20 protein-coding genes and 1 tRNA gene are annotated in these 19,055 nt (G+C 68.2%); 1 reads left to right on the top strand and 20 read right to left on the bottom strand.

From position 1 onward, the window contains the following. Positions 1–146: 146 nt before the first annotated feature. From C2865_RS06580 to C2865_RS06490, 19 genes are all read right to left on the bottom strand, one after another. Positions 147–1,013 (bottom strand): hypothetical protein, encoded by an 867-nt coding sequence (locus C2865_RS06580; RefSeq protein ID WP_106397318.1) that lies wholly within the window; start codon positions 1,011–1,013, stop codon positions 147–149. Beyond that, entirely contained in the window at positions 1,010–1,474 is a 465-nt protein-coding gene (locus tag C2865_RS06575; RefSeq protein ID WP_157963592.1) for a hypothetical protein, read from the bottom strand. The genes C2865_RS06580 and C2865_RS06575 overlap by 4 nt, the downstream gene beginning before the upstream one ends. Before the next feature lie 29 nt (positions 1,475–1,503). Continuing rightward, a complete protein-coding gene (locus C2865_RS06570; RefSeq protein WP_106397316.1) occupies positions 1,504–2,889 on the bottom strand; it encodes an MCE family protein in 1,386 nt (461 codons plus the stop codon). Next, complete coding sequence (locus tag C2865_RS06565; RefSeq protein ID WP_106397315.1) at positions 2,886–4,085, bottom strand: MCE family protein; 1,200 nt, start codon at positions 4,083–4,085, stop codon at positions 2,886–2,888. Before C2865_RS06565 ends, C2865_RS06570 begins: the two co-directional genes overlap by 4 nt. Continuing rightward, positions 4,082–5,305: an MCE family protein gene (locus tag C2865_RS06560; protein WP_232835400.1), complete on the bottom strand. Its 1,224-nt coding sequence runs from the start codon at positions 5,303–5,305 to the stop codon at positions 4,082–4,084. Before C2865_RS06560 ends, C2865_RS06565 begins: the two co-directional genes overlap by 4 nt. A 32-nt stretch (positions 5,306–5,337) precedes the next feature. Continuing rightward, entirely contained in the window at positions 5,338–6,411 is a 1,074-nt protein-coding gene (locus tag C2865_RS06555) for an MCE family protein (RefSeq protein WP_106397313.1), read from the bottom strand. Further along, entirely contained in the window at positions 6,399–7,445 is a 1,047-nt protein-coding gene (locus tag C2865_RS06550) for an MCE family protein (RefSeq protein ID WP_106397312.1), read from the bottom strand. Before C2865_RS06550 ends, C2865_RS06555 begins: the two co-directional genes overlap by 13 nt. Continuing rightward, a complete protein-coding gene (locus tag C2865_RS06545) occupies positions 7,442–8,710 on the bottom strand; it encodes an MCE family protein (protein ID WP_232835399.1) in 1,269 nt (422 codons plus the stop codon). Before C2865_RS06545 ends, C2865_RS06550 begins: the two co-directional genes overlap by 4 nt. Before the next feature lie 24 nt (positions 8,711–8,734). Further along, complete coding sequence (locus tag C2865_RS06540; protein WP_106397525.1) at positions 8,735–9,550, bottom strand: MlaE family ABC transporter permease; 816 nt, start codon at positions 9,548–9,550, stop codon at positions 8,735–8,737. Between the two features lie 2 nt (positions 9,551–9,552). Then, positions 9,553–10,374 (bottom strand): MlaE family ABC transporter permease, encoded by an 822-nt coding sequence (locus C2865_RS06535; RefSeq protein ID WP_106397310.1) that lies wholly within the window; start codon positions 10,372–10,374, stop codon positions 9,553–9,555. Then, a complete protein-coding gene (locus C2865_RS06530) occupies positions 10,371–11,387 on the bottom strand; it encodes an ABC transporter ATP-binding protein (RefSeq protein ID WP_106397309.1) in 1,017 nt (338 codons plus the stop codon). Before C2865_RS06530 ends, C2865_RS06535 begins: the two co-directional genes overlap by 4 nt. Before the next feature lie 413 nt (positions 11,388–11,800). After that, entirely contained in the window at positions 11,801–12,190 is a 390-nt protein-coding gene (gene rplL, locus C2865_RS06525; RefSeq protein WP_106397308.1) for a 50S ribosomal protein L7/L12, read from the bottom strand. A 59-nt stretch (positions 12,191–12,249) separates the two neighbouring features. Next, a complete protein-coding gene (gene rplJ / locus C2865_RS06520; RefSeq protein WP_106397307.1) occupies positions 12,250–12,801 on the bottom strand; it encodes a 50S ribosomal protein L10 in 552 nt (183 codons plus the stop codon). A 294-nt stretch (positions 12,802–13,095) separates the two neighbouring features. Beyond that, positions 13,096–13,914, bottom strand: a complete 819-nt coding sequence (locus C2865_RS06515; protein ID WP_157963590.1) for an SCO4651 family lipoprotein — start codon at positions 13,912–13,914, stop codon at positions 13,096–13,098. A 135-nt stretch (positions 13,915–14,049) separates the two neighbouring features. Further along, complete coding sequence (gene rplA / locus C2865_RS06510; RefSeq protein ID WP_106397305.1) at positions 14,050–14,772, bottom strand: 50S ribosomal protein L1; 723 nt, start codon at positions 14,770–14,772, stop codon at positions 14,050–14,052. A gap of 62 nt (positions 14,773–14,834) precedes the next feature. Continuing rightward, positions 14,835–15,266: a 50S ribosomal protein L11 gene (gene rplK, locus C2865_RS06505; RefSeq protein WP_106397304.1), complete on the bottom strand. Its 432-nt coding sequence runs from the start codon at positions 15,264–15,266 to the stop codon at positions 14,835–14,837. Between the two features lie 194 nt (positions 15,267–15,460). Continuing rightward, positions 15,461–16,249: a transcription termination/antitermination protein NusG gene (nusG, locus tag C2865_RS06500; protein WP_106397303.1), complete on the bottom strand. Its 789-nt coding sequence runs from the start codon at positions 16,247–16,249 to the stop codon at positions 15,461–15,463. A 63-nt stretch (positions 16,250–16,312) separates the two neighbouring features. Further along, entirely contained in the window at positions 16,313–16,558 is a 246-nt protein-coding gene (secE, locus tag C2865_RS06495) for a preprotein translocase subunit SecE (RefSeq protein WP_106397302.1), read from the bottom strand. A gap of 101 nt (positions 16,559–16,659) precedes the next feature. Beyond that, positions 16,660–16,732, bottom strand: a tRNA-Trp gene (locus C2865_RS06490). A 175-nt stretch (positions 16,733–16,907) separates the two neighbouring features. Here C2865_RS06490 and C2865_RS06485 point away from each other — a divergent pair. Further along, on the top strand, positions 16,908–17,987 hold the full coding sequence (locus C2865_RS06485) for an adenosine deaminase (RefSeq protein WP_106397301.1): 1,080 nt from the start codon (positions 16,908–16,910) through the stop codon (positions 17,985–17,987). On the opposite strand, the gene C2865_RS06480 is transcribed toward C2865_RS06485, so the two are convergent. After that, entirely contained in the window at positions 17,984–19,030 is a 1,047-nt protein-coding gene (locus tag C2865_RS06480; protein ID WP_106397300.1) for a UDP-N-acetylmuramate dehydrogenase, read from the bottom strand. The genes C2865_RS06485 and C2865_RS06480 overlap by 4 nt on opposite strands. Positions 19,031–19,055 lie beyond the last annotated feature (25 nt).

Raw genomic sequence — 19,055 nt, 5'->3', positions numbered from 1 at the left:
AGCAGCAGTGACAAGGCTCATAGTTTGGAGACGAGCATCACATGGAATAACCATAAATCCGCCCGAAAAACAGGCAGGGCCGCTCCCCCCGCGGGAGGAGCAGCCCAAGGACCACTAAAAAGATCTTGACCGGGGGTCGCGGGGCGTCAGCCCAGGATGTCCAGCTTGGACACCAGCCATTCCCCATCTTTCTCCACCATAGTCAGCAGAAGCCGGTGCTGCTCGATGTGCGCGTCGGCGTCCTTCCTGGTGGTCTGCTGGTTGAGGAAGACCAGAACCTTGACCTGGCCCTTGCTCACCGACTCCACGCCGGCCTTGCTGGTCAGCCCGACCGTGACGGCCTCCTGCTCCGGAGCGCTCTCCAGGAGCTTGACCGCGCTCTTCTCGTACGCCTCGCGGAAGTCCCCGGTGGTCTCGCCGAGCACCTGCTTGGTGTCGCTCTCGATCGTCCGGTAGTCCCACGAGGAGATGTGCTGGGCGGTCGCCGCCGCCGTGCGCACCGCCTTGTCCACCTCGTCCCTGGTGAGGGTCTCCCCCGACCCGGCCCGCAGCACGAAGGTCCCGGCGGCGAGGCCGATCACGGCCACCGCCATGACGATCACCGACCACAGCGGGGCGTCCCGGCGGACCCGCGCGGGCCGGAGCGCCTTCTTCTTCGGCTTCCCGGCCTTGGACGCCTTCTTCTTCGACGCCGCGGCCGCACCGGCTTCGGCCTCCTCGGCCTCCCCCGCCTCCCCGTCGTCGTCCTGGGCGGCCTCGGCGTCCTTCTCGGACTCCTCGGCGTCCTCGGCCTCCGCGGTGCCCTCCCCGGACGCCTCGGCGCCCTCGGGCTCCTCGGGCTCCGCGGACCCCTCAGGATCTTCGGACCCCTCGGCCTCTCCGGTCTCCTCGGCCTCTTCGGTCTCCATCAGCGAGAGCTGGCCCTCGACGACCTCCTCGGCCGGCTCGGACCCGGCCTCCTCGGCCGCGGCCTCCTCGGGCAGGTCCTTGTCCTGGAGCTTGTCGAGCTTCACTGGATCACTCCGAACTTCGAGGCCAGCCACTTCCCGTCGACCTTGCTCATCTCGATCAGGAAGCGCATGTTGCGGGGGGTGCCGTTGGGCACGGACGGGCTGGTGACGACCGCGGACACCGCGACGATCACCTCGGCCGAGTCGTCGTCGTAGTCGGTGACGCCGGCTCCGAGGACCTGGGCCTGCGAGGTGGCCTGGTTCTTGGTGATCTCCTCGATGAACGTCTTGGTCTGCGCGGCGTACTGGTCCTTGAACGTCCCGGTGCTGCCGCTGAGGACCCGCTGGGTGTCCTGCTCGATCGTCTTGTGGTCCATGGACATCAGGTTCAGTCCGACCTGGCGGGCCGCCTGGAGGATGGCGTCCCGGTCGTCCGCCGCGCTCGCGGACGCGATCCCCTTGGCGACGGGCGGGTAGATCCCGCCGCCGAGCAGCCCGAGGGCGACCACGGCGAGCACCGCCACCGTGATCGTCCTCCACCGGCCGCCGCCTTTCACGACAGCGGGCCCAGCAGCAGCCACTTCCACGACTCATCCCCCAACAGGCTCTTGGTTCCGCCGGAGGAACCGATGGTGTAGGTCACTCCGTCCGGGCCGACGTACTTGCCGGACGTCGGATCGTAACCGGTCACGAAGACCGATTTGGTCGAATTCGTCTGGTACACCGGCCGGCTCTGCTCCTCGGCGTCCGTCCCGGTCTGGCGCGTGCTGGCCGCGGGCGGCTCGCCGGCGCCGTCCAGCGCGCCGGGGGGCAGCTTCATGAACGGCCGCGACTCGGGGGCGTTGCGCGCGCCGCGGACCGCGGTCTGGGAGTTCTTCGGCGCGGTGCAGCCGATGTCGGTGCGGGCCGGGATCTCCTTGGTGTCCTGCGGCCAGCGCGGCTTGGTGTTCTCGTAGCCCTCGGTGCAGGGGGCCGGGCTGTCGATGTTCAGGGCCAGGCCCATGTGCTGGTAGCCGTCGCCCGGCAGGATCGTCTGCGAACCGGCCACCGTGAACGGCAGCGCGATCAGCAGGGAGCGGAGCGAGTCCTGGTTGGCGGTGAGCACCTGACCGGTGGTGGACAGGTTGGCCAGCAGCACCGGCAGGTCGTCCGACAGGCCGTCCACCAGCTTGTCGACCTGCTCGGTGGCCGGGACGGTGGCGTCGATCGTCTCCCGGATGTTGCCGTCGTTCTCCCGGATCGTGTCGGTGAGGGCGGCCAGCTCCCGGGCGAAGTTCCTGATCGACGAGCCCTTGTCCTTCTGGGTGTTCAGCACGATCTTGCTGTTGTCCAGCAGGTCGCGGGTGGTCTCGAAGTTCTCGTCCATCTCGCGGATGATCTTGCCGCTGTCGTCGATGATCGACTGCAGGTCCGAGCCGGAGCCGTTGAACGCCTTGTCCAGCTCGTCGACGATGGTCCGCAGGTCCTCGGTGTCCACCGAGGCCACGGTCTTGTCGACGTTGATCAGCAGGTCGGAGGTCTTGACCGGGATCCGGGTGTTGGCCGCGGGGATCGTGTGGGCGCGGCCCTCGTCGAGGAAGGGCCCGTCGTCCGACCGCGGCTGCAGGTCGATGTACTGCTCGCCGACCGCGGAGCGGTTGGCGACCACCGCGAGGGTGTCGCGGGGGATCCGGGCGCCCTTCTCGATCTCCATCTCGATCCGGACGCCGCCCGGGACGAGCTTGATCGGGCCGACCCGGCCCACCGTCACGCCGCGGTAGGTCACCTCGGAGTTGGTGAAGGCGCCGCCGGAGTCGGGCAGTTCCACATAGGCGGTGTAGGTGCGGTCGAACAGCGAGCCGCCCACCCCGATGTACCGGACCGCCGTGTAGGTGACGCCCAGGACGGTGATGATCGCGAAGACCAGGAGCTGGATCTTGACACCACGCTTGAGGATCACGAAAGGCCTCCCATGATCAGGGAGTTCACCTCGGTGTCGGTGTCCTCCATCCCGATGGTGGGCAGCGGCGAACCGCCGAACCCGGGCTCGTCGCCGGCGCCCAGCACGCCGGGCGGGGTCTGGGAGATGCTGACGCTCGGCGGCGTCAGCAGGTCGCGCAGCGCCTCGCCCTGCTTCTTCGCCGACTTCTTCAGCGCCGGGTCGAGGTCGGTGCCCGTCAGCAGGTTGTGCGCGAGCTCCTCGAAGTCGAGGGAGACCGTCATGGTCATGTTGGCGAAGTCGCCGCGCACCGTGTTGTTGAAGTCCGCGGTGAACGGATAGGTGAACAGTGCGCCGAGGTTCTCCGGCAGCTTGTCACCGGTCTTGTTGAGGTTCTTCAGGATCGGCTGGAGGTTCTTCAGGTTCGCCAGCAGGTCCTTCTTCGACCGGGTGACGACGCTGGTGGTCACGTCGCCGAGCTTCGACAGGCTGACCAGCATCTTGGTGAGGTCGGCCCGGTTCTCCTCGAGGATCGCCAGGGCCGGCTCGGTCTGCTCGATCGTCTGGGCGATCGTGGCCTTCTCGGCCTCCAGCTTCACCATCAGCCGGTCGATCTTGTCCAGCGCGTCGGTGATGGTGTGCCGCTGCCGGTCCAGGGTGCCCACGAACACGTCGACGCGCCGCAGCACCGACTTGATCGACTCCTCGCGGCCGGACAGCGCCGCGTTGAGCTCCTTGGTGATGGTGGAGACCTGCTCGATGCCGCCGCCGTTGAGCAGCAGCGACATCGCCGACAGCACCTCCTCCACCTCGGTGTTGCGGTTGGTCTGGCCCACCGGGATCACGTCGCCCTGGCCCAGCTCGCCGACCGGCCCCTCCGCGGGCGCCTTGAGGTCGATGAACTTCTCACCCAGCAGGCTGGTCTGGGCGATGGTGGCCGTGGCGTTGTCGGGCAGCCTGGCGTCCTTGTTCATCTGGACGGTCACCCGCGCCTGCCAGCCGTCCAGCTCGATCTTCTCGACCCGGCCGACGGACACGTCGTTGACCTTGACCGTGGACTGGGGCACCAGGTCCAGCACGTTGGCGAAGTGGATCTTCACCTCGTAGGGGTCGTCCCCCAGGTCGGGGCCGCCGGGCAGCGGGACGGAGGAGACCCCCTGGAAACCGCAGCCGGTCAGGAGCAGGCTCCCGGCGAGGGCGAGGGCCAGCCGCTTCATGAGGTACCTCCCAGCAGGAGGCCGCCGAGGGTCTTGTCGGCAGGGCCGGAGTTGTTCGAGGTCGTCTTCTTCGCGGACTTGTCCGACTTCTTGTCGTTCTTCTTCGGCTTGTTGGGCCCGTAGGCGTCCGGCGGCAGCGGCTCGGGGTTGTAGGTCGTGGTCAGCGCCGTGATCCACGAGATGTCCAGGTGCAGGTCCAGGCCCAGGCCGCCGGAGATCGGCTTCATGGTCTCCAGGCACTCGTCCGCCGGGGTGCCCAGCGAGTAGGCCAGCGAGCAGATCCAGTCCGCCGGGTTCTTGAACTGCAGGAAGTTGGTGCGGGTGTGCAGCGTGCCGGAGATCGGGTCGTAGGCGCGGGTCATGTTGCTGATGCCCACCGGCGCCACCCGGACGAACTCGCCCAGCGCCTCCTGCTGCTTGACCAGGACCGCGGTGACCTCGGCGAGGTCGTTGACGTTCGAGGACAGCGCCTTGCGGTTGTCGCGGACGAAGGAGGTGACGTTCTTCAGCGTCGGGCCGAGGATCTGGAGCACCTGGGTGAGCTCCTCCTTCTCGCCGTTCAGCTGCGCCGAGACCTGCGCCAGGCGGTCGGTGAACTGCCGCACCGAGGTGTCGTTGTCCGCCAGGGCCTGGGTGATGCCCTCGAGGTTCTCGATCGAGGCGGTGATGTTCTCGCTGTTGTCGCCCAGCGTCGACAGGACCTCGGCGGTGTCGCCGATGGTCCCGCGGATCTCCTCGCCGTTGCCGTCGAGGTTGCGGGCGGCCACCTCCAGCATCTTGGAGAGCGATCCGTCGGCGTTGGCGCCCTCGGGGCCCAGCGCCTTGCTCAGCTCGTTGAGGCTGTTGGAGACCTCGTCGACCTCGACGGGGACCGCGGTGCGCGAGACGTCCAGCGTCGCCTTGTCCTGCAGGACGGCGCCGTTCTCGAACACCGGGGTGAGCTGGACGAACCGGTCGGAGACCAGCGACTGGGCGACGATCACGGCCTGCGCGTTCGCCGGGACCTTGTACTTGGCCTCGTAGTGCAGCTCGACCCGCACCGCCTCGCCGGCCGGGGTGACCTTGTCGACCCGCCCGACCGGGATGCCGAGGATGGTCACGTCGGCGCCCTCGTAGAGGCCGACGGTGTTGGTGAAGTAAGCGGTGAGCCGTTTCACGGGCGTGCTCGGCCAGAACACCACCACGGCGGCCACGGCCATGACCACTACCGCGAGTGGCACCACGGCTTTGAAGAAAGTTCGCACTGGTGACCTCACGGAAGCAGCGGGAGGGAGCCGTTGCCGGACGACTTCTCGTTGGAGGACTTCTTCTTGTTCTTCGACGACGGCTTCTTGTCCTTGGACGGGTCGCCGATGCTGGCAGGTAGCGGGATGAAGTTCTGGATGTAGGAGTCGAACCACCGGCCGGTGCCGGTGGCGTCGGAGAACTGCCGCGCGTACACCGCCATCAGCTGGAGCGACCTGTCCAGGTTGTCCCGGTTGTCGAGGAGGACCTTGGTGATCTTCTGCAGGTTGGCCAGCAGCGGCTTGATCTCGTCCTCGTTCTCGTCGATCACCGCGTTCAGCTGCTGGGCGAGCCGGTAGGTGTTCACCAGCAGCTGGTGGATCGTGTCCCGCCGGTTCTGCACCGCCTGGAGCAGCTTGTCGCCGTCCTGCATGAGCTTGACGAGTTCGCCGCTGCGGTCGTTGAGGACGCCGGTGACGTCCTTGGCGCGCACGAGCAGCTCGTTCAGCTCCTCGTCGCGCTTGGAGATCGTCTGGGAGATCCGGCGCAGGCCGCGCAGCGAGGCCTTGATCTCCTCCGGCGAGTTCTCGAACGTGGCGGACAGGGTGTCGAAGGACTCGGCGAGCTGGTCGGTGTCGATCTCGTCGATGTTCTTGCTCAGGTCCGCGATGGCGGGGACCACCTCGTAGGGGGTGGAGGTGCGGGAGACCGGGATCGCCCGGTCCGGGTTCTGGCGGGCGGTGCCCCGCGGGTCCACCGCGAGGAAGTGCGCGCCGAGCAAGGTCTTGATCTTGATGCCGACCTTGCTCTGGTCGCCGATCCGCACCCCGTCGTCGACGCGGAAGTCCACGCGCACCCGGTTGCCGTCCAGTTCCAGGCCGGTCACCTTGCCGACCTTGACCCCGGCGACGCGAACCTCCTCGCCCTCGCGCAGGCCGGCCGCCTCGGCGAAGTGCGCGTGGTAGGAGGTGCTGCCGCCCTGGAACAGCGGGATGGAGTCGAGGTTGAGCGCGACGGACAGGCCCACCGCGATACCGGTCAGCGCGGCGACACCCAGGACGGTCGGGTTCTTCTGACTGAACGGGACCTTCACTGCTTGCACCTCGCGTTCTCATTGACGATCTTCGGCGTGTAATACGCCGGAGCGCCGGGGAGCACGATCCGCGCGTCCATGCTGCAGAGGTAGTAGTTGAACCACGAGCCGTAGGACGAGGTGCGGCCCAGCATCTCCAGCCGCTCGGTGGCCGACTTGATCGTCGTGTCGATCATCTTGGTGTCGCTGCCCAGCGTGCGGGTGAGCTCACTCAGCCCGTCGATGTCGCTCTTGAGGGACGGGCGGGCCTCCTTCAGCAGGTCGGCCGTCACGTCGCCGAGGGTGTTCAGCGACTCCAGCGAGTCGAAGATCGCCTCCCGGTCGCCGGCCACCCCGCTGACGAAGCCCTGCAGCTCCTTGATCAGCCGACTGGTCTGGTCGGTGCGGTCGGAGATCGTGCCCAGCACCTCGCTGAGGTTGGTGATGACCCGGCCGATGACCTCGTCCCGGTCGGCGAGCGTGTTGGTCAGCGACGCCACATGGGTGAGCAGGCTGTTGATCGTCCCGCCCTCGCCCTGCAGCACCTTGATGATCTCGAAGGAGAGCTGGTTGACGTCCTCGGCGTCCAGCGCCTTGAACAGGGGGCGGAAGCCGTTGAACAGCACGGTCAGGTCCAGCGCGGGCTCGGTCTGCTCGACCGGCAGGACGCCGTTCTCCCGCAGCATCTCGTTCGAGGTGCCCGGACCCTCCGACAGCGCCAGGTAGCGCTGGCCGACCAGGTTGCGGTAGCGGATCTGGGCGAGGCTGCCGCTGGGCAGGCCGGAGACGAACGGACCCGTCCGGTCCAGGGTGAAGCTCACCTTGGCCAGGCTGTTCTTGTACAGCTCGACCCCGGTCACCTGCCCCATCCGGACGCCGGCCACCCGCACCTCGTCCCCCTCCAGCAGGCCGGTCGCGTCGGTGAAGACCGCGCCGTACTCGCGGGACTCGGCGAACCGCACGTTGGCGATGGTGATCGCCAGCACGCCGGTGAGCAGCGAGGTGGCCAGGACGAACGCCAGCAGCTTCAGACCCGAGGCGACGGTCTGCTTGTTCTCGCTCACTTGATGGTCACCACCGATCCGGTCGCCAGGGGGCCGAACAGGAGGGTCGCGAAGTCCGGGACGTCAGCGGCCTCCTGCCGCAGCACCGGCGCGACGACCGACTTCACGACGTCGTTCTGGGAGGCCTCCTCGCCCGGCTGGACGAAGAGGTTGGACATGCCGCGCTTCTTCCACCAGATGTCGTCCTCGGTGCCGTCCAGGGCGACGTAGTCGGGGAAGGGCACCTTCGGGTTCGGCAGGCCGTAGCACCGCGGCTTGCGGTAGTCCTTGGCCTCCGGCAGGTCCAGCGGGTTCTTGTAGGCCGGCCGCGGCTTCACGATCTCGATGTAGAGGCTGGACCACGGCCTGACGCCGTCGCCGAACGCCTCGTTCGCGCGCTCGATCATGAACGTCATGCCGTCCAGGACGCACGGGAACTGGGGCGAGTAGGTCGCCAGCAGCTTCACCACGTCCCGGGACGCCATGTTCACGCCGATGATCTTGTTCCCGTTGTCCATCATGAACCGGGTGGTCTTCTCGGACGTCGAGGTGACCGCGGGGATGAGCGCCTCGATGGCGGCCTCCTTCTCCACGATCGTGTTGCTGGTGACGTTCATGTTCTTCAGCACGCGCACCAGGTCGGGCGTCGCGTCGGCGTAGATGTCGGAGACCTCGCCGAGCGCCTTCACGTCCGCGACGAAGGTGTCCAGCTCGGGGTTGACCTTGCCCAGCAGCGTGTCCAGCCGCTCCAGGTTCTCGCCCAGCTCGTCGCCACGGCCCTCCAGGGCCGTCGCGACCGCGGTGAGCGTGGCGTTCAGCTTCTCCGGCTGGACCGCCTGCAGCAGCGGCATCAGGTTGTTGAGCACCTGGTCGATCTCGATCGACACCGCCGACTTGTCCTGGCGCAGCACCACGCCGTCGCGGATCGGCTCGGCCGGCTGCGCCGGGGTCGCCAGGTCGACGTACTTCTCACCGAAGAGCGTCTTGGGAAGCAGCCTGCCCGTCGCGTTCGACGGGATGAACTTCGCCTTGTCCCTCTGGATCGCCAGGTCCATCACGGCGCCCTCGTCGGAGACGCTGATCTTGCGCACCTCGCCGACGACCAGGCCGCGGATCTTCACGTCCGAGTGCTCCAGCAGCTGGAGCCCCGCCCGGTCGCTGGTGAAGCGCACCTCGACCACCGGGGAGAAGGCTCGCTTGTAGAAGGCGATGCACAGCGCCGTGAACAGCACGCAGACGACGAGGAAGACCACGCCGTACAGGCGGAAGCGGAATGTCTGCCCCATTCCGGGGGATGCGTGGGTCATGGGCTATCCCGCCACTCTCACACTCGTGCCGGCGCCCCAGATCGCCAGGCCCAGCAGCAGGTCCAGCACGTTCACCACGATGATGCTGGTGCGGACGGCGCGGCCGACCGCCACCCCGACGCCCGCCGGGCCGCCACTGGCGTTGTAGCCGTAGTAGCAGTGGATCAGCATGACCAGCGTGGCGAAGATCAGGACCTTCCCGAACGACCAGAGGATGTCCTGCGGCAGCAGGAAGAGGTTGAAGTAGTGGTCGTAGGTACCGGCCGACTGGCCGTAGACGACGGTGACCATCAGCCGCGTGCCGAGGTAGGACGCCAGCAGGCCGATCACGTACAGCGGGATGACCGCGATCAGGCCGGCGATCAGCCGGGTGGAGACCAGGAACGGCAGCGAGGGAACCGCCATGACCTCCAGCGCGTCGATCTCGTCGGAGATGCGCATCGCGCCGAGCTGGGCGGTGAAGCCGCATCCGACCGTCGCCGACAACGCCAGGGCGCTGACCAGCGGGGCCAGCTCCCGGGTGTTGAAGTAGGAGGAGATGAACCCGGTGAAGGCCTCCGTGCCGATCTGGTTGAGGGCGTTGAAGCCCTGCAGCCCCACCTCGGTGCCGGTGAAGAAGGTCATGAACCCGACGATCGCCGCCGAGCCGCCGACCACCGCCAGGCCGCCGGTGCCGAGCGAGACCTCGGCCAGCAGCCGCATCACCTCGGTGCGGTAGCGGGTCGCCGCCCGGAAGAACCAGGCGAACGCCCGTGCGTAGAAGGACAGCTGCCGGCCGAGGTCGTCCAGGCCGTCGAGGGGTTTGCGAAGAGTCGACACCGTCACGACCCCTTCGGCGGGACGAACTCGAAGTAGATGGTGCTGATCAAGAAGTTCTCCAGGAACAGCAGCACGAAGGTGAGGACGACGGTCTGGTTCACCGCGTCACCCACGCCCTTGGGGCCGCCCTTGGCGTTCAGCCCCTTGTACGCCGCGACCAGGCCCGCCGTCAGGCCGAAGATGAAGGCCTTGAACTCCGCCTGGTAGAGGTCGGGCAGCTGCGCCATGCCGCTGAAGGAGGCCAGATACGCGCCGGGCGTACCGCCCTGCAGCATGACGTTGAAGACGTAGCCGCCGACGATGCCGACGACGCTGACCATGCCGTTGAGGAAGAGCGCGACGAAGGCGCAGGCCAGCATCCGGGGGACGACGAGCCGGTGCAGGGGGTTGATGCCCAGCACCTCCATCGCGTCGATCTCCTCGCGGATCTTGCGGGCGCCCAGGTCGGCGCACATCGCCGAGCCCGCCGCGCCGGCGATGAGCAGCGCGGTCACGATGGGGCTGGCCTCGCGCACGATCGCGATGACGCTGGTGGCGCCCATGTAGGACTGGGCGCCCATCTGGCGGATCAGCCCGCCCATCTGCAGCGCGAGCACCGCGCCGAACGGGATCGCCACCAGTGCGGTCGGGATCACGGTGACGCCGACGATGAACCACGCCTGCTGGATGAACTCGCGCCACTGGAAGGGCCACTTGAAGACGGCCCGGAAGATGTCCAGCGAGAGGCCGAAGAACCGACCCGGCTCCTTGATCAGCAGGTTGGCCGCGCCGTCGGCGACAGGGCGCAGCCTGCTGGAGGCTGCGCCGGGTCGGGCCGTCGTCATTTCCGGACGCCTCCGGCGGGAGCGGCGCCCATGCTGGCGACGTAGCGCGGCCACTCGTCGACCCAGTTGCGGCCCAGGTCGTCGATGAACGAGCCGGGCGGCGGGGTGACGCCGTTGGCGCGCAGCCAGGCGCCGGGCGCGTGCTGGGTCGGCCGGACCCGGCCGTCGGAGGGCATCAGCTGCGGCGGGATGGGCGGCAGCTTGCCGGGGTCGTTGCCGGCCGCGGCCTCGGCCTCCAGCTCGCTCACGTCCTTCTCCTCGGACATGCCGATGGGGCCGACGCGGCGGGCGTTGAGGAACTGGCGCACCACCGGCTCCTCGGAGGACAGCAGCATCTCGCGCTGGCCGAACATGATCAGCTCGCGGCGGAACAGCAGGCCGATGTTGTCCGGCACCGTCCGCGCGGTGTTGATGTCGTGGGTGACGATGAGGAACGTGGCGCCGATCTGGGCGTTCAGGTCCACGATCAGCTGGTTCAGGTACGCGGTGCGCACCGGGTCCAGACCCGAGTCCGGCTCGTCGAAGAGGATGATCTCGGGGTCGAGCACCAGGGCGCGGGCCAGGCCCGCGCGCTTGCGCATACCGCCGGAGATCTCGCCGGGGAGCTTGCCCTCGGCGCCGATCAGGCCGACCATCTCCATCTTCTCGAGGACGATGCGCTTGATCTCGGTCTCGTTCTTCTTCGTGTGCTCGCGCAGGGGGAACGCGATGTTGTCGAAGAGGTTCATCGAGCCGAACAGCGCGCCGTCCTGGAAGAGGACGCCGAACAACTTCCGGGTCTCGTACAGCAGGTCCTCGGGCAGCTGCGGGAGGTTGCGGTCACCGATCCACGCGTTGCCGCGGTCGGGCTTGAGCAGACCCACCAGGGTCTTCAGGAACACCGACTTGCCGGTGCCCGACGGACCCAGCAGAACCGAGATCTCACCCGCCGGCAGCGTCAGCGATACATCTTCCCAAATGGTCTGGCGGCCAAAGCGTTTGGTCAGTCCTTCGACCCGAATTTCGACGCCCACTCGTCACCTCTCGTCCAGCCGGGGGGATTCCGGATCCATGAGCGAGTAGAAGCTCCACGTCACTCAGCGCGCCTGCTTCGTGACTACCGACCAGTAGCTTCTGGCCGGGCTCCCCTAACTTAGTGCCGAATCCACAAAAAGGAAGGGCCCGGAGCCAAGTTCTAGGGATAAAAGAGACGCTGTAAGTTAATCGTTACTTATGCCACATCTGAGCCTACTGGGGGGTTGAGCAGCACTTCAAGGTGGTAGGACAACGCCCCGCGCGATGCCCGGCCCGCGGGGAAGGACCGTGCAGCGCCTCTTGTCAGCCAGGTGATAAGCAAGCCGGAAGTTTTATGGCGGTGATGGCGACAAAGCGAACGGCCGGCCGCCCCCCGAGGGGACGACCGGCCGTTCGACCGACGCGAAAGATGTTACTTGACCGTAACCGTGGCGCCGGCGCCCTCCAGGGCGGCCTTGGCCTTGTCGGCGGTCTCCTTGTTGACCTTCTCCAGCAGCGCCTTGGGCGCGCCGTCGACCAGGTCCTTGGCCTCCTTGAGGCCCAGGCTCGTGAGGCCGCGGACCTCCTTGATGACCTGGATCTTCTTGTCGCCGGCGGCCTCGAGGATGACGTCGAACTCGTCCTTCTCCTCGGGGGCCTCAGCCGCGGCGCCGGCGCCCGCGCCACCGGGGGCGGCGACCGCGACCGGGGCGGCGGCCTTGACGTCGAAGACGTCCTCGAACTGCTTCACGAACTCGGAGAGCTCGAGAAGGGTCATCTCCTTGAAAGCGTCGAGCAGCTCGTCGGTGCTGAGCTTAGCCATGATTTTCCTCCGTACGGCTTCTTACTTCAGTCTTAACGACCACGGGATGGGGACCCGGCCTATTCGGCCGAGGCCTCCTCGGTGACGGTCTCGCCGGACTCGGCGCGCTTGGCGCGCAGAGCCTCGGACAGCTGAGCCATCTGCGTCGGCAGCGCGTTGAACATCGCCGCCGCCTGGCCCTGCTTGGCCTTGATGGCGCCCGCGAGCTTCGCGAGGAGGACCTCGCGCGACTCGAGGTCGGCCAGCCGGGTGACCTCGGCGGCGTCGAGGGTCTTGCCCTCGAGGTAGCCGCCCTTGATCACCAGCAGGGGGTTCGCCTTGGAGAACTCGCGCAGGCCCTTGGCGGCCTCGACCACGTCGCCCTTGATGAACGCGATCGCCGACGGACCCTGGAGCAGCGACTCCAGGCCCTCGACGCCGGCGTCCTTCGCGGCGATCTTGGTCAGCGTGTTCTTCACTACGGCGAACTTCGCCGTGTCACCGAGGCTGCGGCGCAGCTCCTTGAGCTGAGCCACAGTGAGCCCGCGGTACTCGGTCAGAACGGTGGCGCTGGAGCTCTCGAACTCGTTCTTGAGCTCAGCGACGACCGCTGCCCTGTCCGCCCTCGCCATGGGACTCCTTCCAACTGGGACCATCCCCGTACCACGGGGAGAAGTCTGATCCGCCGGACGAAGGGCTCTGAAACACACAAAACGCCCCGGCGCAGATGCACACGGGACGTCACAGGAGAAAGATCATGTGAAGCTCGGGTTCACCTGCGCGGGCCGTCCTGAGTGGCTCAGGACTCTTCGGCTGCCATGCGGCAACGACCGGCGGTCTTCGGCAAGCAACAGAGTACGCCACATCGAGGACGGGTACCAAATCCGCCGGCGCACGCCGCTCGCGTGCGCCGGCGGACTCCATGCTCACGGGACCTTGATGTCGCCCACCTGGTCGGCCGGGGGCGCCGCCACCGTGACCGGCGCGCCGTAGTCGCGGAAGGCGACCGCCACGTTGAACTGCTTGGCCTCGGACGTGGTCACCTTGGTGAGGACCTTGCGCGGCAGCTGCTCGCCGTCCACCCAGACGTCGAACCCGAGCTTCTCCGAGCCGTTGCTCAGCTGCTCGGCGGTCTTGCGCAGCTCGGGGTCGTACTGCGTCATCGCCTTCTTGACGTCGACCGTGCCCTGGTAGTGCGTGGTCTCGACACCGTCGATCTTCTCGGTGCCGACCTTCTTCACATCGGTCGAGTCCGACATGATCTTGGCGAGCGCGCCCGGGTCCGCCTGCTGGAACTGGCCCAGCAGCTCGTCCGCGTTGAAGCCGGCGGCGCTCGCGGCCTCACCCAGCGTGATCTTCATCCAGGGCTTGCCCGCTCCCAGGAACTGGCTCAGCTGGGCGTTCTGCACGTAGACCGTCTTGTCGAGCAGGACCACCCGGGTGCCGCCGGTGCCCACCGACATCCCGCCGAAGGACAGCTGCTCGACGTTCACCGAGAACGCCGGCGAGGGCTTCGCCCGGAACTGGCCGGTGGCCTTCACCGCGGCCGCCCCGTCGACGGTGACGTCGGCGGTGAACGTCTCCACCTTCGCGGTGCGGTCCGCCGAACGGTCGAGGACCTGGGCGGCGCTGAGGTTGACCGTGGTGCCCGGTTCGCTGCTGGAGGTGGTGCCGCTGTCGTCGCACGCGGTGAGGGACAGGAGGAGGACGGTGCCTGCCACGGCACCCGACGCGATCTTCATCATGTGCCAAGTCTCCTCTGTCCGCCATCTCCGGCACATCACCCGCCGGAACCAACCTTCCCGGCCGGACCGTCCGACCTCAGACGGACGAGGGCCCCCGGGGAATCCCCGGGGGCCCTCACCCAAGCGCGGTAGGCCTTACGCGTTGGCCTCGTCCAGCTCGGCGGTGAACGCGCGGACCACGGTCGGGTCGACCGGGACGCCGGGCGCCATCGTCGAGGTGATCGTCACCTTCTTCAGGTAACGGCCCTTGGCCGCGGACGGCTTGAGCCGCATGATCTCCTCGATCGCCGCCGCGTAGTTCTCCACCAGCTGGCGGTCGTCGAAGGACGCCTTGCCGATGATGAAGTGGAGGTTGGCGTGCCGGTCGACCCGGAACTCGATCTTGCCGCCCTTGATCTCGGTGACCGCCTTGGCCACGTCCATCGTCACGGTGCCGGTCTTCGGGTTGGGCATCAGGCCACGCGGACCGAGCACCCGGCCGAGGCGGCCGACCTTGCCCATCATGTCCGGGGTGGCGACGACCGCGTCGAAGTCCAGGAAACCGCCGGAGATCTGCTCGATCATGTCGTCGGCGCCCACGAAGTCGGCGCCGGCCGCCCGTGCCTCGTCCGCCTTGGCGCCGCCGGCGATGACCAGCACGCGGGCGGTCTTACCGGTGCCGTGCGGCAGGTTCACGGTGCCGCGGACCATCTGGTCGGCCTTGCGCGGGTCGACGCCCAGGCGGGTGTTGACCTCGATGGTCGGGTCGAACTTGGTGACCGTGGTCTCCTTGGCGAGGCGCACCGCCTGCAGCGGCGAGTACAGCTCGTCCTTGTCGATCTTCTCCGCGGCGGCGCGGTAGCTCTTGCTGCGCTTCATGCTGCTCCCCTTTCACGGGAGTTCGTGGTGCGGGCCGCGCGGGCCCTCCCACCGGATGGGAACTACTTGACCTCGATGCCCATGGAGCGGGCGGTGCCGGCGATGATCTTCGCGGCGGCGTCGATGTCGTTGGCGTTGAGGTCCTTCATCTTGAACTCGGCGATCTCGCGGAGCTGGTCCTGCGTGATGGAGCCGACCTTGGTCTTGTGCGGGACCGCGGAGCCCTTGTCGATGCCGGCGGCCTTGAGGATCATCTGCGGGGCCGGCGGCGTCTTGGTGACGAAGGTGAAGGAGCGGTCCTCGTAGATCGTGATCTCGACCGGGATCACGTTGCCGCGCTGGGCCTCCGTGGCGGCGTTGTACTGCTTGCAGAAGTCCATGATGTTGACGCCGTGCGGACCGAGCGCGGTACCGACCGGCGGCGCGGGGGTCGCGGCACCGGCGTTCAGCTGGACCTTGACGAGGGCAGAGATCTTCTTCTTCTTCGGAGGCATGGTCGCCTACCTTCCGTTCCAGATTGTTTCGGCTCCGACTCCTGCATTCACAGGCAACATCCCCGGCTGGAACGTGAGCCGGGGATGTTGGAGCCCTGAACCCCCACGCGTGTGGGGAAGATAGAACCTTGACGACCGCAGAGATCTTGTTCGATCCACCCTCACTTGCGTGAGGAACTCGCCAAGGATACCCGCTAAAGCTTGGAGACCTGGTTGAACGAGAGCTCGACCGGGGTCTCGCGGCCGAAGATGGAGACCAGCACCTTGAGCTTCTGGGTGTCGAGGTTGATCTCGTTGACCGTGGCGGGCAGCGTCGCGAAGGGGCCGTCCATGACGGTGACGGACTCGCCGACCTCGAAGTCGACGGTCGCGGCGATCTTCGTGCTGGCGGCCTTGGCGGCGGGGGTCTGCTCGGCGGGCGCGGGGGCCAGCAGCTTGGCGACCTCTTCGAGGCTGAGCGGGGACGGCTTGTTGGACAGGCCCACGAAGCCGGTGACGCCGGGGGTGTTGCGGACCGCGCCCCAGGACTCGTCGGTCAGGTCCATGCGCACCAGGATGTAGCCGGGCAGGACCTTCTCGTTGACCTTCTGGCGCTTGCCGCCCTTGATCTCGGTGACCTCGTGCTGGGGCACCTCGATCTGGAAGATGTAGTCCTCCATGTTGAGGGTGACGGTGCGGGTCTCGATGTTGCTCTTGACCCGGTTCTCGTAGCCCGCGTAGGTGTGCACGACGTACCACTCGCCGATCTGCATGCGCAGCTCGCGCATGAACTCCTCGTGCGGGTCGGCGGCGGGCTCGGCCTGCGCCTCGTCGGCGTCCTCGGCGGACTCCGCGTCCTCGGCGGCTTCCGCGGCCTCGTCGGTCTCCTGGACCTCGGCGGGTTCGGCGGACTCGTCTCCGGAGGTCGCCTCCGCCTCCTCGGCCACCTGGTCCGCCAGCGGCTCCTGCTGGAGCTCGTCGTGGAACTGCGACGACTCGGACACGGCAGTGACTCTCTCTCTAGGTGGAAACCCGGGTTGGATCGGCGGCACTCTGCCCGCTGAGACTCAGCCGGCGAAGAGCTTGTAGACCCCTTGCTGAATTCCCCAGTCGAGCAGTGTCACGATACCGATCATGAACATGACGAACACCAGCGATACGATGGTGTAGTTGATCAGCTCTCTGCGGGTGGGCCAGATGACCTTGCGAAGTTCCCCGACGACCTGACGGATGAACAGCAGGGGGCTGGTGCGCTTGCGCTTGGCCGGCTTTCCCTTGTCCTCGGTCGCCGCGTCGCGGGTCTCAGTCGCCATCTCACCCTCGTTCGGATTGATCGTCCGACACGGCACGTTCCGCCGCGCGTGTACTCACCTTATGCGTGCTCACGTGCAGCTGGGAACGTGAAGCTGCTCCGCAGGGCAAGAGGGACTCGAACCCCCAACCGCCGGTTTTGGAGACCGGAGCGCTACCAATTGCGCCATTGCCCTTCAGCGGGCGTGCTCGCAACACGCGCCACTAGAAAGAGAAGCATACGTGTCCGGAGCCCTCTCGTCGAACTGGAATCTCCGGTGGTGGCTCACGGGTAGTCCTTCCGGGTGGCTTCCGGGTGGTTCGTGAGCAGGTCAACAGAGTGAACAGACGTTCAGGGGGCAGGATTGGGCAATGGAGCGTTCAGTGCGTGCCGGCGCACGTCCTCATGTGGCCCGTCGGGATCTGACCCAGCTGCCGAAGGCGCATCTGCACCTGCACTTCACCGGGTCGATGCGGCACTCGACCCTGGTCGAGCTGGCCCTGCGCCACCGGGTCCAGCTGCCCGACTCGCTGGTCTCCCAGTGGCCCCCGGCCCTGCGGGCCACCGACGAACGCGGCTGGTTCCGCTTCCAGCGCCTGTACGACCTGGCGCGGTCGGTGCTGCAGACCCCCGAGGACCTGCGCAGGCTGCTGCGCGAGACGGCCGAGGACGAGGCGGCCGAGGGCTCGGGCTGGCTGGAGATCCAGGTGGACCCCTCCGGTTACGCCCACCGGTTCGGCGGCCTGACCACCACGGTCGAGCTGGTGCTGGACGCCGCGCGCGAGGCCGAACTGGCCTCCGGCGTGGGCATCGGCGTGGTCATCGCGGCCAACCGCACCCGCCACCCGCTGGACGCCCGGACGCTGGCCAGGCTGGCGGCGCGGTACGCGGGGCGGGGCGTCGTCGGCTTCGGGCTCTCCAACGACGAGCGCCGCGGCCGCCCGTACGAGTTCGAGCACGCGTTCCGGATCGCCAGGCGGGCCGGGCTGCTGTCGACGCCGCACGGCGGGGAGCTGCAGGGCCCCGAGTCGGTGCGGCCCTGCATCGACCTGCTGGGCGCCGACCGGATCGGGCACGGGGTGCGCGCGGTGGAGGACCCGCGGCTGGTGGAGCGGATCGCGTCCCGGGGCATCACCCTGGAGGTGTGCCCGGCCTCGAATGTCTCGCTGGGGGTGGCCGACAGCGCCGGAGAGGTTCCGGTCCGCGGGTTGTTCGAGGCGGGCGTGCCGATCGCGCTGGGAGCCGACGACCCGCTGCTGTTCGGCTCGCGGCTGGCCGCGCAGTACGAGCTGGTCCGCAGCGAGCACGGCTTCTCCGACGCGGAGCTGGCCGAGCTGGCGCGCGGCTCGATCCGGGGTTCCGCCGCCCCGCCCGGGGTGCGCAAGCAGCTCCTGGAGGGCGTGGACGACTGGCTGGCCGCCGCCGCTCCCCGGCCCGCGGTCGGCGTCTAGCCCTCCTCGTCCAGCGTGAGCCCGACGAGGACGGGTTCGTTGACGAGGGTCACGCCGAAGGCCTCGCGGACGCCCGCGCGGATCTCGCGGGCCAGGGCGAGCAGGTCGCGGGCGGTGCCCTCGGCGTCCGGGTTGGTCAGGGCGAGGGTGTGCTTGGTGGACAGCCGGACGGGCCCCCGGGCGTAGCCCTTGGTGAAGCCCGCCCGGTCGATCAGCCAGGCGGCGGAGGTCTTGGTGCGCCCGTCGGGCTCGGGGAAGGCGGGGAAGCCCTCGGCCCGTTCGGCCAGCAGCCTCAGCTCCTGCCCGGTCAGGACGGGGTTGGTGAAGAAGCTGCCGGCGCTGCGGGTGTCGGGGTCGTCGGGGTCCAGCACCATGCCCTTGCCGCGGCGCAGCGCCAGGACGGCGTCCCGGACCTCGGCGAGGCCGGCGGTGCCGCCGGCCTCCACGCCGAGCCTGCGGGCGAGCTCGGCGTACCTGACCGGACGGGACTCGCCCGTCTCGGCCAGCTGGAAGGCGACGGAGAGCACCACGTAGCGGTCGTTCCCCTTGAAGGCGCTGTGCCGGTAGGTGAAGGCGCACTCGGCGGGCGTGAAGGCGCGGACGCGCTGCTCGCGCCGGTCGTAGACGCGGACCTCGGTGATGGTCTCGCTGACGTCCTGGCCGTAGGCGCCGACGTTCTGGATGGGGGTGGCGCCGACCCGCCCGGGGATGCCCGACAGGCACTCGACGCCGCTGAGGCCCTCGGCGACGGCGCGGGCGACGAGGGAGTCCCACTCCTCGCCCGCCTGGGCCTCGACCCGGCCGCCCTCGATCGTCACGCCGCGGGTGGCGACGCGGACGACGGTGCCGGGGAAGCCCTCGTCGGCGACGACGAGGTTGCTGCCGCCGCCCAGGACGAGCAGGGGCTCCCCCGCCTCGTCCGCGGCGCGGACCTGTTCGACCAGCTCGTCCTCGGTCGTCGCCTCGATGAAGGTCCGGGCCGGCCCGCCCAGCCGCAGCGTGGTGTATCCGGCGAGCCTCACATCCTGACAGCGCACGTTCATCGGGGTTCGGTGTCCTTCCGTGTCG

The organism is Actinocorallia populi, assembly GCF_002995495.1.
In the GTDB taxonomy this organism is placed as follows: Bacteria; Actinomycetota; Actinomycetes; order Streptosporangiales; family Streptosporangiaceae; genus Actinocorallia; species Actinocorallia populi.
Note: the sequence above shows the minus strand (reverse complement) of the source record. Positions and strands in the feature narration are given on the sequence as shown.